The sequence below is a fragment of the Achromobacter sp. CSND-B12 genome (assembly GCF_052906545.1).
The window spans coordinates 605,421-619,082 of record NZ_JBREGJ010000001.1; the positions used below are offsets into that span (position 1 = coordinate 605,421).

Annotated in this window: 14 protein-coding genes; 8 read left to right on the forward strand and 6 right to left on the reverse strand. The window is 68.3% G+C overall.

What is annotated here, in order from left to right:
- The first annotated feature begins 76 nt into the window (after positions 1–76).
- The 7 genes from ACUTAG_RS02690 (at position 77) to rpsT (ending at position 6,161) form a co-directional block, all read left to right on the forward strand.
- Positions 77–259 carry a Trm112 family protein gene (locus ACUTAG_RS02690; protein WP_006384001.1) on the forward strand — a complete coding sequence of 61 codons (183 nt, stop codon included), beginning with the start codon at positions 77–79 and terminating at the stop codon, positions 257–259.
- 12 nt (positions 260–271) lie between these two features.
- A complete protein-coding gene (gene kdsB, locus ACUTAG_RS02695) occupies positions 272–1,036 on the forward strand; it encodes a 3-deoxy-manno-octulosonate cytidylyltransferase (protein WP_020928457.1) in 765 nt (254 codons plus the stop codon).
- Between the two features lie 92 nt (positions 1,037–1,128).
- On the forward strand, positions 1,129–1,785 hold the full coding sequence (gene adk / locus ACUTAG_RS02700; protein ID WP_020928458.1) for an adenylate kinase: 657 nt from the start codon (positions 1,129–1,131) through the stop codon (positions 1,783–1,785).
- Between the two features lie 132 nt (positions 1,786–1,917).
- Positions 1,918–2,676 (forward strand): 3-hydroxyacyl-CoA dehydrogenase, encoded by a 759-nt coding sequence (locus tag ACUTAG_RS02705; RefSeq protein WP_148318184.1) that lies wholly within the window; start codon positions 1,918–1,920, stop codon positions 2,674–2,676.
- A gap of 112 nt (positions 2,677–2,788) precedes the next feature.
- Positions 2,789–4,348 carry a murein biosynthesis integral membrane protein MurJ gene (gene murJ / locus ACUTAG_RS02710; protein ID WP_148318186.1) on the forward strand — a complete coding sequence of 520 codons (1,560 nt, stop codon included), beginning with the start codon at positions 2,789–2,791 and terminating at the stop codon, positions 4,346–4,348.
- A gap of 199 nt (positions 4,349–4,547) precedes the next feature.
- Complete coding sequence (locus tag ACUTAG_RS02715) at positions 4,548–5,519, forward strand: FecR domain-containing protein (RefSeq protein ID WP_058664804.1); 972 nt, start codon at positions 4,548–4,550, stop codon at positions 5,517–5,519.
- A gap of 378 nt (positions 5,520–5,897) precedes the next feature.
- Positions 5,898–6,161: a 30S ribosomal protein S20 gene (gene rpsT, locus ACUTAG_RS02720; protein ID WP_006396042.1), complete on the forward strand. Its 264-nt coding sequence runs from the start codon at positions 5,898–5,900 to the stop codon at positions 6,159–6,161.
- A 201-nt stretch (positions 6,162–6,362) separates the two neighbouring features.
- On the opposite strand, the gene ACUTAG_RS02725 is transcribed toward rpsT, so the two are convergent.
- Positions 6,363–7,277 carry a LysR family transcriptional regulator gene (locus ACUTAG_RS02725; protein ID WP_026384464.1) on the reverse strand — a complete coding sequence of 305 codons (915 nt, stop codon included), beginning with the start codon at positions 7,275–7,277 and terminating at the stop codon, positions 6,363–6,365.
- Positions 7,278–7,395: 118 nt separating this feature from the next.
- On the opposite strand from ACUTAG_RS02725, the gene lysA reads away from it, so the two are divergent.
- On the forward strand, positions 7,396–8,625 hold the full coding sequence (lysA, locus tag ACUTAG_RS02730; RefSeq protein ID WP_148318188.1) for a diaminopimelate decarboxylase: 1,230 nt from the start codon (positions 7,396–7,398) through the stop codon (positions 8,623–8,625).
- Between the two features lie 48 nt (positions 8,626–8,673).
- Here the strand turns inward: lysA and garL are convergent, their stop codons facing one another.
- From garL to ACUTAG_RS02755, 5 genes are all read right to left on the reverse strand, one after another.
- Positions 8,674–9,441 (reverse strand): 2-dehydro-3-deoxyglucarate aldolase, encoded by a 768-nt coding sequence (gene garL, locus ACUTAG_RS02735; RefSeq protein WP_020928461.1) that lies wholly within the window; start codon positions 9,439–9,441, stop codon positions 8,674–8,676.
- Positions 9,442–9,507: 66 nt separating this feature from the next.
- Positions 9,508–10,503: a Bug family tripartite tricarboxylate transporter substrate binding protein gene (locus tag ACUTAG_RS02740; RefSeq protein ID WP_054505427.1), complete on the reverse strand. Its 996-nt coding sequence runs from the start codon at positions 10,501–10,503 to the stop codon at positions 9,508–9,510.
- 115 nt (positions 10,504–10,618) lie between these two features.
- Positions 10,619–11,725: an Ldh family oxidoreductase gene (locus tag ACUTAG_RS02745; RefSeq protein WP_148318190.1), complete on the reverse strand. Its 1,107-nt coding sequence runs from the start codon at positions 11,723–11,725 to the stop codon at positions 10,619–10,621.
- Positions 11,726–11,781: 56 nt separating this feature from the next.
- A complete protein-coding gene (locus ACUTAG_RS02750) occupies positions 11,782–12,495 on the reverse strand; it encodes a FadR/GntR family transcriptional regulator (protein WP_148318314.1) in 714 nt (237 codons plus the stop codon).
- 120 nt (positions 12,496–12,615) lie between these two features.
- Positions 12,616–13,545 carry a dihydrodipicolinate synthase family protein gene (locus ACUTAG_RS02755; protein WP_054445285.1) on the reverse strand — a complete coding sequence of 310 codons (930 nt, stop codon included), beginning with the start codon at positions 13,543–13,545 and terminating at the stop codon, positions 12,616–12,618.
- Positions 13,546–13,662: the final 117 nt, after the last annotated feature.

Consider the following 13,662-nt stretch of genomic DNA (forward strand, 5'->3'; position numbering starts at 1 on the left):
TGGCGTCCGCCCTTTCCGGCGTGTCGGGCGGCTGCCCGCGGGCTGCCCGCGCCCAAACTGTTTTAGAATCGCGCTCATGGAATCCCGCCTTCTCGACATCCTCGTCTGCCCCCTGTGCAAGGGCCGCCTCGAACACGACCGGACCCAGGCCGAACTGGTCTGCCGCGCCGACCGCCTGGCGTTCCCGCTGCGCGACGGCATTCCCGTCATGCTTGAATCCGAGGCGCGCTCGCTGGACGACGCCCCCGCTTCTTCCTGACCCGTCCCCATCGTGAGCTTCATCGCCCTGATTCCGGCGCGGGCCGCCTCGACCCGCCTGCCCGACAAGCCGCTGGCCGACATCGCCGGCAAGCCGATGGTGGTGCGCACCGCCGAACGCGCCGCGCAGTCCGGCGCCGCGCAGGTCTATGTCGCGACCGACGACGCGCGCGTGCAGCAGGCCGCCCAAGCCCACGGCGTGCGGGCGCTGATGACGCGCGGCGACCATCTCACCGGCACCGACCGGCTGGCCGAGGCGGTCGAACAACTCGGCCTGCCCGACGACGCCATCGTGGTCAACGTGCAGGGTGACGAGCCGCTGATCGAACCCGAACTCATCGACGCCGTGGCCGCGCGCCTGGCCGACAGCCCGCAGGCGGACATCGCCACCTGCGCCTGTCCGCTGGCGGACGTCCAGGCGCTGTTCAATCCCAACGTGGTCAAGCTGGTCTGCGCCACCGACGGCCGCGCGCTGTATTTCTCGCGCGCGCCGATCCCGTGGGCGCGAGATGCGCTGGCCGGCGGCGAGCGCGTGCTGGCCGAGGGGCTGCCGGCCTGGCACCACATCGGCCTGTACGCCTACCGCGTGTCATTCCTGCGCCGCTTCCCCACCCTGCCGCAAGGCGCGCTGGAACGGTTCGAATCGCTGGAACAGTTGCGTGCCATGGAGCACGGCCACGTCATCGTCGTCCACCAGGCGTCGCATCCTCCCGCCGCTGGCGTAGATACCCCGGCCGACCTGGAACGCGTTCGCTTGATCTACAGCAATCGTATATAAGGGTTATTTCGCATGGCGCGGCCCCGCAGAGGCTGTTGCATTGCGGCATAATCGCTCGGATCACAAAAAATAAACCCCATTCAGGAGCACTCATGCGTCTCATCTTGCTCGGACCTCCCGGCGCCGGCAAAGGCACTCAGGCCGCGTTTCTCACCCAGCATTTCGGCATTCCGCAGATCTCCACCGGCGACATGCTGCGCGCGGCGGTCAAGGCCGGCACGCCCCTGGGCATCGAAGCCAAGAAGGTCATGGACGCCGGCGGCCTGGTCTCGGATGAGATCATCATCGGCCTGGTCCAGGATCGCCTGAAGCAGCCCGACTGCGCCAACGGCTACCTGTTCGACGGCTTCCCCCGCACCATCCCGCAGGCCGACGCGCTCAAGAGCGCCGGCGTCAAGCTGGACTACGTGGTCGAGATCGAAGTCCCCGAAGAAGACATCATCGAACGCATGAGCGGGCGCCGCGTGCACCAGCCCAGCGGCCGCAGCTACCACGTGCGCTTCAACCCGCCCAAGGTCGAAGGCAAGGACGACGTCACTGGCGAAGACCTGATCCAGCGCGACGACGATCGCGAGGAAACGGTGCGCAACCGCCTGAACGTGTATCGCCAGCAGACCCGTCCGCTGGTCGACTACTACTCGTCGTGGGCGCAGCAGAGCCCCGCCGACGCGCCGAAATATCGCAAGATCTCCGGCGTCGGCGCGGTCGAGGAAATCAAGTCGCGCCTGTTCGAAGCCGTCAAGAGCTGATCGGCGCTTCGCAGGCCCCAGGCCTTCGGCGCCGGCCGGACGCAACGCGTTCCGGCCCCGGCCCGAAGGCCTTGTCGCATCCGGCGCCCGGCGCGCCGTTTTCATCCCTTGAATTGATCTGGTGGTAGAGACATGGAAATCGCGAACAAGGTATTCATCGTTACCGGCGGCGCATCCGGCCTGGGCGCCGGCACCGTGCGCATGCTGGTGGCCAGCGGCGCCAAGGTGGTCATCGCCGACCTGCAGGACGGTCCCGGCGAGGAACTGGCCAAGGAACTCGGCCAGCGCTACGTGCACTGCGACGTGACGCAAGAGGCCGACGGCCAGCGCGCCGTTGCCGCCGCCAAGGAACTCGGCCCCCTGTTCGGTCTGGTCAACTGCGCCGGCGTGGCCCCCGCCGCCAAGATCGTCGGCAAGAACGGCGCGCATCCGCTGGATCTGTTCCAGAAGGTCGTTTCGATCAACCTGATCGGCAGCTTCAACATGATGCGCCTGGCCGCCGAGGCCATGAGCGGCAACACGCCCGAGCCCACCGGCGAACGCGGCGTGATGATCAACACGGCGTCGGTCGCCGCGTTCGACGGCCAGATCGGCCAGGCGGCCTACGCCGCATCGAAGGCGGGCGTGGCTGGCATGACGCTGCCGATCGCCCGCGACCTGGCCAAGACCGGCATCCGCTGCATGACCATCGCCCCCGGCATCTTCGGCACCCCGATGATCTTCGGCATGCCGCAGGAAGTGCAGGATTCGCTGGCCGCCAGCATCCCCTTCCCCGCCCGCCTGGGCCGCCCGGAGGACTACGCCAAGCTGGTGCACGCCATCATCACCAATGACATGCTGAACGGCGAGACGATCCGCCTGGATGGCGCCATCCGGATGCCCCCGAAGTAATCGCCCGACGCCCCCTCCCCGGAGGGGGCGATGCTTTGGGCGCCGGCGAGCCGGCGCCGCTTCCTTGCAATACCCCGGGCAGGCCCGCCCGTTTTCTTTCGCCGTCACCCCAATGAGCCTGTTCCGTTCCGCGGCCACCGTCAGCAGCTTCACCCTGCTGTCCCGTATTTCCGGGCTGGTCCGCGACATCCTGGTGGCGCGCGCCTTTGGCGCCGGCCCCATCACCGATGCCTTCTGGGTCGCCTTCCGCATTCCCAACCTGTTGCGCCGGCTGTTCGCCGAAGGCGCCTTCGCCCAGGCCTTCGTGCCGATCCTGGGGCATGCCCGCAACAACCGTTCCGAGAGCGAGGTCCGCGCCCTGCTCGACCGCGTGGCCCTGCTGCTGACCGCGGCCCTGATGGCGATCACGCTGATCGGCATCGTGGCCGCGCCGTGGGTGGTGTCGGCCATGGCCAGCGGCCTGCGTGGCGCGGCCCGCGATACCGAATTCGGCGCCGCCGTCTGGATGACGCGGGTGATGTTCCCCTACATCTTCTGCATGTCGCTGATCGCGTTCGCCTCGGGCGTGCTCAACACCTGGCGGCGCTTCGCGGTGCCGGCGTTCACGCCCGTCCTGCTGAACCTGTCCATGATCGGCGCCTGCCTCTGGCTGGCGCCACGCATGGACGTGCCGGTCTACGCCCTGGCGATCGGGGTGATGATAGGCGGCGTGGCGCAACTGGCCGTGCAGTGGGTGGCGCTGGCGCGGCTGGGCCTGACGCCGCGTTTCTCGCTGCGCTTTCGCCAGGCCTGGGCCGACCCGACGGTGCAGCGCATCCTCAAGCAGATGGCGCCGGCCACGCTCGGCGTATCGGTGGCGCAGATCTCGCTGCTGATCAATACCAACATCGCCACCTGGCTCACGCCCGGCAGCGTCACCTGGCTGTCGTTCGCCGACCGCCTGATGGAATTCCCGACCGCGCTGCTGGGCGTGGCGCTGGGCACCGTGCTGCTGCCCAGCCTGTCGGCGGCCCACGCCCGCGACGACCATGGCGGCTACAGCGCCCTGCTGGATTGGGGCCTGCGGCTGGTGCTGCTGCTGGGCCTGCCGGCGGCGGTGGGCATGGCGCTGCTGTCGGACGGCCTGGTGGCCACGCTGTTCCACTACGGCGCGTTTTCGGCGCAGGACGTGCTGCAGACCCGGCTGGCCGTGATTTCCTATTCGGCCGGCCTGATCGGGCTGCTGGCGGTGAAGATCCTGGCGCCCGGCTTCTACGCCAAGCAGGACATCCGCACGCCCGTGAAGATCGCCATCGGCGTGCTGGTCCTGACCCAGTTGATGAACCTGGCGTTGGTGCCGCTGCTGGCCCACGCCGGCCTGGCGCTCGCCATCGGCCTGGGCGCCTGCTTGAACGCGCTGGCGCTGCTGATCGGGCTGCGGCGCCGTGGCGTCTACCAGCCCGGCACGGGCTGGGGCCGTTTCGCCCTGCGGCTGATTCCGGCCCTGGCGGCGCTGGCGGCCCTGCTGGTCTACGCCGACGGCCGTATTGACTGGATCGGCCTGCAGGCCCATACCGGATACCGCGCGCTCTGGCTGGGCGGCGTGCTGGCGGCCAGCGGCGCGGTCTACTTCGGCATGTTGTTACTGTTTGGGTTCCGTCCCCGAGATTTCGGACGCCGGGCGGCGGGCTGATTTCGGGCATTCTCGCCACAACCTCCGCAAAAAGCCGGCTACCCGCCGGCTTTTTTTGCATTTGATCCGTCAAGAATTGACAAGGAGGCGGTAATCTTTGGTAAAAAACCTTTATTATTTACAAATTGCCATCGAAAGGATTCCCGCCTGACGCTTTCGCAGGCGGCGTGATGAAGTGAAGTACGCCCAAGGACACCCCATGGCGGACCAAGTAATCAATTGGTTGCTGCTGCTGCGCTCCGGTAAAGCGACAGCGCAGGACTACAACGATTTCCTGGCGTGGCGAGCAGCAGATCCTCTTCATGAGAATGCCTGGCAGCAATTGACCGGCACTCTGACGGGATCGAATTTCGGCCGATTGGGCGACGCCTATCCGGCCGGCTATGCCACGGCGGCCCCGCCACCGTTGATTCCCTCTGCGCCGGCCCCCGCAGCCGTCGGCGTGCCGCCGCGCCGACGCTTCCTGGCCGGCTCGGTGGCGCTCGCCAGCGCGGGCGCCTGCGCCGCCTACGTGGGCAACGCCTTCTACCCCCTGAGCAATGTCGCGGCCGATGCCGCCACGGCCACCGGCGAGCGCCGCCGCTACATTTTGTCCGACGGCAGCCAGCTGCTGCTGGACGCGCGCAGCCGCGTCAACCTCGATTTCACCCCGGCCTACCGCCAGGTGCGCCTGCTGGATGGCGCCGTCACCGTGTCGGTGGCGCCCGATGCGCGCCGTCCCTTCCTGGTGCAGACCGCCGAGGGCACCGTGCGCGCCCTGGGCACCCGCTACATGGTGCGCCAGCAGGCCCAGCGCACGGTGGTGGTGGTGCATGAACACGAAGTCGTGGTGGAAACCATGGCCGGCGCCCACGGCATCGTCCGCGCCGGCACCGGCGCGCGCTTCGACGTCTCGCGCATCGACACGCCACGCGCCGAACTGGTGGCCGAAGCCGCCTGGGAAGCCGGCTGGGTCGACGCCCGCGGCCGCCCGCTGGCCGAAGTCATCGCCGCCCTGCGCCCTTACCGCAGCGGCACGCTGCGCGTCTCCATGGCCGCCGGCGGCCTGCCGGTATCCGGCCACTTCCCGCTGGACGACACCGACGCGGCGCTGGATGCGCTGCAGGACCAGATGCCCATCCACGTGCGGCGCTATACGCCCTGGTTCGTCTCGATCAACGTCGCGGCCTGACCACGGCCACCGACACCGCGCTGTAACGAAAAGCCGCTTCGTTGTATACTCGGTACCGTATTTTTATCCAGTAGGCGCGGCAGGACCGCCGTCAGGCGTCGATGCCCGGGATTTATCCGATGGTTCCATTCCAGGGATTTTTCCCGCGGAGGTTTTCCACGGATACTCCATGGGCAGTTCCATGGATCGATCCCATTGACGCCCATCAGGTCTCAGCCCGGGTACATCACCCGGGTTCTGCAGCCCGAGGGGTTTTCCTCGCAGCGCCCCCCGCCCGGTTGACGGGCGCTCCATCGGCAGACACGGCATTTAAAGCTTGCAATCCCTCGGGGACTTGCTAAAATGTTCGACTTTGCCGAATTCAACTTACATAGCAACATGGCCAATACCGCCCAAGCCCGCAAGCGCGCTCGCCAATCCGTTGAGCGCAACAAGCACAATTCCAGCCTGCGCTCGATGCTGCGCACCGCCATCAAGCGCGTTCGCCAATCCATCGCCGCTGGCGACAAGGCTGCGGCTGGCGAAGTGTTCCAAAAGGCCAGCAGCGTGATCGATCGCGTGGCCGACAAGAACATCATTCACAAGAACAAGGCCGCTCGCCACAAGAGCCGCCTGGCCGCCGCCATCAAGGCGCTGGCCTAAGCCATTCTGCCGCCCCGCCATGCGGGGCGTCATGAATACGGCAAATGAAGAAGGATGCCCGCGGGCATCCTTTTTTGTTGCCTGTTCCTGTTGCCAGTGGCTCGTTGCGCTATTGCCGGCTGCTGCCACCTGCCCATTCCCACCTATTGCCGACTGCCGTTCACGGCCCCCAGCCGCATGGCCCGATGGCGGCAGCGCCCGTCAGTCCTGCCGGGCCGCGAGGCGGGCGCGGATCTGCTCGGCCTCGTCGCGCAGGGTGGCGGTGAAGGCATCCACCAGCGGGTTCTTGGGCCGGTGCTCCGGAAACACCAGGTTGACCCGGAACGGGAACGATCGCCGCAATGGCCGGATATGCAGGCCGCGGCCGATGAAATCCAGCGCCGTCAATGGATTGACGATGGCCAGGCCCAGCCCCTGGCGCACGAAGGCGCATACCGAGACCGCCGTCGGCGTCTCGATGATCGCGCGCCGCAGCACGCCTTCGGCCGCGAAGGCCTCGTCGATCTGAATGCGGTAGGGGTCACTTGACGACAGGCTGACGAACGGTTCGCCGGCGAAATCGGCCAGTTCCAGCGCCGGCCGCGCCAACAAGCGATGGCCATCGGGCAGCACGCAGACCTCGTCCACCTCCAGCAATAACGCCAGCCGGGTGCCGGCCGGCTCCAACTCGTGCTCGGTCAGGCCCAGGTCGTAGCGCTGGGCCGTGAGCCATTCCTCCAGGAACGGCGATTCCTGCGCCTCCAGCGCCAGGCTCACGCCCGGATGGGCCTGGCTGAAGCGCCGGAAGGCCCCCGGCAGCAGCGAATGCGAAAACGCCGGCAACGCGATTACCGCCAGTTGCCCGTCCTGGAAGGCGCGCAGGCGCGCCGCGGTGGATGCCACCCGCTCCAGCCCGGCGTATGACTGCCGCACCTCGTCGTACAGCGCCAGCGCGGGCATGGTGGGCCGCAGGCGGCCGCGCACCCGCTCGAACAGGGCGAAGCCGATGGTCTGCTCCATGCGCGCCAGTTCGCGGCTGACGGTGGGCTGCGAGGTGAACAACAGGTCGGCGGCCTTGGTCACGCTGCCGGCGATCATGAGGGCGCGGAAGACTTCGACGTGACGATGGGTCAGCATGCCCTATCCATATCAGGAATGAATCGATGTGGAAAATATAAGCATTTTACTGGATGACCTGGCTGGGGCATGATGCCGGCCTGATTTCCCTTTCCCCCCGCTACAAGGTTCACCCGCGATGGCTTTCGATCCGCGCCAGCTCACTCAACTCGCCGCCGAGCACGGCACCCCGCTGTGGGTCTACGATGCCGCCGTCATCCGCGAGCGCATCGCCCAGCTGCGCCGCTTCGACGTCATCCGCTACGCGCAGAAGGCCTGCTCCAACCTGCACATCCTGCGCCTGATGCGCGCCGAGGGCGTGATGGTGGACGCGGTGTCGCTGGGCGAGATCGAGCGCAGCCTGGCCGCCGGCTTCGAGCCCGCGGGCGAGCCGGCCGGCGTGGTGTTCACGGCCGACCTGATTGACCACGCCACCCTGGCCACCGTCGTCAAGCACGGCATCACCGTCAACGCCGGCTCGCTCGACATGCTCGAACGCGTCGGCCAGAACGCGCCGGGGCACCGCGTGTGGCTGCGCATCAACCCGGGCTTCGGCCACGGCCACAGCAACAAGACCAACACCGGCGGCCCGCAGAGCAAGCACGGCATCTGGATCGACGACGTCGCCGCTGCCGTCGCCATCGTGCGCCGCTACGGCCTGAAGCTGGTCGGCATCCACATGCATATCGGCTCGGGCGTGGACTACGGCCACCTGTCCAGCGTGTGCGACGCGATGGTCGACGTGGTCGCTTCGTTGGACCACGACATCGAGGCCATCTCGGCCGGCGGCGGCCTGTCGATTCCGTATCGCGAAGGCGAGCCGCGCATCGACTGCGACCACTACTTCGAGCAATGGGACGCGGCCCGCAAGCGCATCGAACAGCGCCTGGGCCACGCGGTGCGCCTGGAGATCGAACCGGGCCGCTTCCTGGTGGCCGAGGCCGGCGCGCTGGTGGCCGAAGTGCATGCGATCAACCGCCGCCCCGAGCGCGACTTCGCGCTGGTGGACGCCGGCTTCAACGACCTGATGCGCCCGGCCATGTACGGCAGCTACCACCGCATCTCGGTGCACGCGCCGGACGGCGCCACGCCGCCCACGGCCGAGACCCGCATCGCCGTGGCCGGCCCGCTGTGCGAATCGGGCGACGTGTTCACGCAGGACGCGGGCGGCGTGGTGTCGGACCAGTCGCTGCCGCGGCCGCGCATCGGTGATTTCCTGGTGTTCCACAACGCCGGCGCCTACGGCGCGTCGATGTCCTCGAACTACAACACCCGGCCGCTGGCGGCCGAAGTGCTGCTGGACCGCAACGAGGCGCGCCTGATCCGCCGCCGCCAGACGGTCGCCGACCTGCTGGCGCTGGAGCAATAAGGCAAGGCGCGGCCGTGGCGAACGCGACGGCCGCACGATCAGGCAGGATCAGGTGGGAAAGGCTTCGCGCAAGGCGAAGGTGGCCTGCTTGAACACGCCCAGATCGGTGCCGACCGCGACGAAGTGCATGCCCATGTCCAGGTAGCGGCGCGCATCGGCCTGCACCGGCGCAAGGATGCCCACCGCCTTGCCCTGCGCGGTGACGCGCTGGTACAGGTGGCGAATCGCTTCCTGCACTTCCGGGTGGCCCGGATTGCCCAGGTGGCCCAGGGCCGCGGCCAGGTCCGACGGGCCGATGAAGACCCCATCCACGCCCTCGACCGCGGCGATTTCGTCGACCGCCTCGATGCCCGGACGGCTCTCGATCTGCAGCAGCACGCAGATGTTGTCGTTGATGGTCTTGAGGTAATCCGGCACGGTGCCGTAGCGGTTGCTGCGCTGCATGCCGGCCACGCCGCGGATGCCCTGCGGCGGATAGCGGGTCGCGGCCACCGCGCGGCGCGCGTCGTCCTCGGATTCGATGAAGGGGATCAGCAGGTTGTAGAAGCCGATGTCGAGCAGGCGCTTGATCTCGACCGGATCATTCCAGGTCGGCCGGCCGATGGCGGCGCTGGCGCTGCCCTGCAGGGCCTGCAACTGCTGCAGGAACATCGGCACGGTGTTGGGTGAATGCTCGCCATCCAGCAGCAGCCAGTCGAAGTCGGCCAGGCCCGCCAGCTCGGCGGTGACGTGGCTGGACATGCACATCCAGAAACCGATCAGGCGTTCGCGCGCCAGGATGCGTTGGCGAAAGCGGTTGGGCAAGGGTGAAGTCATCGCTGCGTGTTTCCCATCGAATGAACCCCGGGCGCTCGGCGCGCGGGGTGTGTTGATACCGATTCCTCAGTCCATGCGGGCGCCGGAGGCCTTGGCCGCCGCGCCCCACTTGGTGATTTCGGATTGGACGAAGGCCGAGAACGCCTTGGGGTCGTCGCCCACCACCACGAAGCCTACGCTTTCCAGCTTCTGCCGGATATCCGGTGAAGCCAGGGCCTTGACGGTGGCCTGGTTCAGGCGCTGGATGATGGCCGTCGGCGTCTTGGCGGGCGCGGACAGGCCGAACCACGATTCGGCGGCAAAGCCCGGATAGCCCGATTCCGCCACCGTGGGCGTGTCCGGATAGGCCGGGTTGCGCTGGGCGCTGGCCACCGCCAGGGCGCGCAGCTTGCCCGACTTGACCTGCGGCAGCAGCGAGTCCTGGTTCAGGAACATCACCGACACGCGCCCGCCGATCATGTCGGTGATGGCGGCGGCGCCGCCCTTGTAGGGCACGTGCACCAGGTCGAGCTTGGCGGCCTGCTTGAGCATTTCCATGGCCAGGTGGCCGGACGACCCGTTGCCCGAGCTGGCGTGGGTGTACTTGCCGGGACTGGCGCGCACCAGCTTGATGAAGTCGGCGAAGTTGGTGGCCGGGAAATCCATGTTGGCCACCAGCACGTTGGGCCCGGTGGCCAGCAGCGAGATATGGGCGAAGTCGCTGTCGCGGTACGGCATGCTCTGGTAGAGCGAATAGCTGATGGCGTTCGAGCCCACGCCCGACAGCAGCAGCGTGTAGCCGTCGGGCTCGGCCTTGGCGACCACGTCGGAACCGATGTTGCCGTTGGCGCCGCCCTTGTTCTCGACCACCACGCTCTGGCCCAGTTCCCTGGACAGTTCGGCGGCCAGCAGGCGCCCGACCGCGTCGGTGCTGCCGCCCGCGGGGAACGGCACGATCAGCTTGACCGGCCGCGTCGGCCAGTCCTGCGCCAGCAGCAGGCCCGGCGCCAGCGCGGCGGCCGCGCCCAATGCGATGGCGGCCAGTCCCAGCCGGCGGCGCGCCGGCGATGTCTTGTGTTGCATGGTTGTCTCCTTGTCGTGTTTTTCTAATGCTTGCCGCCCGGTGGGCCGGGTCGGTGGATCACCGCGCGGTCGTTGCCGCGCGGCGGGGAAAACGTCATGCGACCGGACGGCGCATTCAGTCCAGCAGATAAGGCACCGAAGCGCGCTGGCAGATCTCGCGCAGGCGCACGGCCAGCGCGGGCGGGATCGGGATGCCGTCGATCCGGCGGCGCGCGCGCTCGGCGGCCTCGGGCTCGCCGGCCACCAGCACCGGCTCGTCGGGCCGCGCCGGCGGGGTGTCGTGCAGCGTGTCGATCAGGTCGTCCATGTCCGATTCAAATGAGCCGCTGGCGCGGAACGCGTCGGGATTGAGCGCCAGGAAGAAATGGCCGACGTCGTCCGGCTCGCCCGGCCGCCGGGTGACGTTGCGGCGCGCCGCCAGCGCGCTGCCGCTGAGCGTGCCGCCCAGGATCTGCGCCATCATCGCCAGGCCGTAGCCCTTGTGGCTGCTCATGGCCGGCGTGCCGCCCAGCGGCGTCAGCCCGCCTTCGGGATGCTTGAAGATGAACTGCATGGCGGTATCGGCCGCGGTGACCGGCTCGCCCCGCCCGTCCACCGCCCAGCCCGGCGGCAGCGGCTTGCCGAGGAAGTCGTACACCTTGACCTTGTTGGCCGCCACGGTGGTGGTGGCCATGTCGAGCACGAACGGCTCGTTGTGCGCGGCCGGCGCGCCGAAAGCGATGGGATTGGTGCCCAGCATCGGCATGGCGCCGCGCGTGGGCACCATGATGACGCCGTTGGCGCTGCTGGTGACCAGCCCGACCACGCCGCGTTCGACCGCGATGCGCGCATAGACGCCGGCCGCGCCGAAGTGGTGGGAATTGCACACCGACACCGCGCCCACGCCGTGTTCCAGCGCCTTGTCGACGGCCAGGTTCATGGCCTGCGCCGACACCGGGTAGCCCAGGCCGCCCATGCCGTCCAGCAATGCGCTGGCGCCGCCGTCGCGCACCAGGCGCGGCCGCGCGTCGAGCCTGAGCGTGCCCGCGCGCAGCTTTTCCTCGTATGAAGGCAGCATCGAGATGCCGTGCGAATCGATGCCCAGCAGATCCGTCTCGGCCATCAGGCCGGCGGTGATGGCGGCCAGGTCGGGCGCCATGCCCCAGGCCTGCAACACGATCAGAATCTGTTCTCGCACCTGCCCCGCCGATGCCGCTATCCCTGCCGTACCATTGCCTTGCACTCGATGTCTCCTGCTGTGTCGTCGCGGTGAAGTCCGTGGGGCGGCGCGCGGGCCGGTCAATCGCGTTCGCGGTCGACCAGCCGGTGGCGGGCCTGGCCCAGGTGGAATTGCATGGCGACCCGGGCGCGCTCGCCGTCCTGGGCGCGGATCGCGTCCAGGATGGTGGCGTGCTCGTCCAGGACGCGCTGGGCGCGCTGGCGCGACCCGGTGCGGGTCAGGTTGAGCGTCAGGCGCATGAAGCCGTTGATGGACTCGTGGATGCTTTCCAGCACCCCGAGATAGAAGTCGTTGCCGGTGGCCTCGGTGATGCTGGCGTGGAACGCCAGGTCGGCCTCGGCCGACATCTGGCCGCGCGCCAGGCTGTCGGCGAAGGCGGCATGCGCGGCCTCGATCTTGTGCAACTGCTCGTCGGTGCGGCGCAGCGCCGCCAGCCGCGCGGCATCGCCTTCGAGCGCCACGCGCAGTTCCTGTGCGCGCAGGTAGGCGCCGACGTTGCCCACGTCGCTGAAGGCGGTCAGGCGCGGCGCCGGCTGGTGGCTGACGAAGGTGCCCAGGCCCTGGTGCGCGGTGATGAGGCCGTCGGCGCGCAGGCGCAGCAGCGCTTCGCGCACCACCGGCCGCGATACGCCGAAGCGTTCGCAGATCTCGTTCTCGGAAGGCAGCTTGTCGCCGACGTTCAGATTGCCGGCGACGATCTGCTCGAAGATCTGCCCGTACAACTGGTCGGCCAGCCGGACGCGGTGGCCGCGTTCCAGCACCAGCACGCCCATGGCGTCCGGCTCGGCGGACGCGGGCGGCGCGGATGGGGGCGATGCTTTGGGTCGGGCCACGAAATCTCCTGGGGCGTATCGGCAGCGCTCATCGTACCGTCAATGCCGCGCGCGCGGCCATCAGGCCGCCACGGCGTCGCGGTCCCAGGCGGCCAGCGCGCGCGCCACCGGCGCCACCCGTTCGCGCTCGGCGCTGGAGATGCCGGTCAGCAGCGGCAGCATCGGCCCCATGTCGGCCACGCCGGACAGGGTCACGGCGTCGTGCAGCACGCGGATCGGGCTGATCGCATCGCGGCAGTCCTCCAGGCCCAGGTAGCTGGCGCGCACCGTTTCGGCTTCGTCATAGCGGCCTTCCTTGAGCAGCTGAAGCAGGCGCATCGAACCACGCGGCGCAACGCAGACCGAGCCCGAGGTGAAGCTCTTCAGCCCGAAGTCGCGGTAGTGGACGATGGCCGGACGTTCGCCAATGCCGCTGACCACGCGGTTGCTGTCCACGCTTTGCAGCAACGCCGACAGGTAGGCGTCGCGCGCCGGATTCTCGCGCACCACGGCGTACTTGAACGCGACGATGCGGCCTTCCTCGACCAGGCGCGCCGCCGTTGCCGGCGCCAGGTAATCGGCCGACTTGATGTAGACCACGGCGGGCTTGCCCAGCGCATCGGTGAAGCGGCGCACGCCATCGGCCAGGCCGGCATCGGTGTAGGGAAACGACATGGGCAGCAGCATGGCCGTCGGAAAGGCGCGGCTGCGCAGGGTTGCCGCCTGATCCATCATCTTGCCGAAATCCGGACCGACCGACGGCAGGATCCAGGTGTCCGGCCCGGCCAGCGACGCCAGCAGGTCGACGATGCGCGCGTACTCGCCCACGCCGACGTTGTAGAAGTTGGCATTGCCGCCGTACATCACGTTGCGCACCCCGCCCGCCTCCAGGTGCCGCAGCAGGGCCTGGTTGGCGGCTTCGTTCAGGGACAGGTCCGCATGGCGCGCCAGCGGCGGCACCGCGATGACGGAACGCTGCAGGTCCTGGACGGTGACCGGGGAGGTTTTCATGGCGGGTCTCCTGGTGGATTCCGCGGCGGAATCCAGTTGTTAGATGAGTGGCTTCCAAAAAGTATACTTGGTTGACAAGTAGACCCTCAATACCTATATTCGTTTTACAAGTCATCG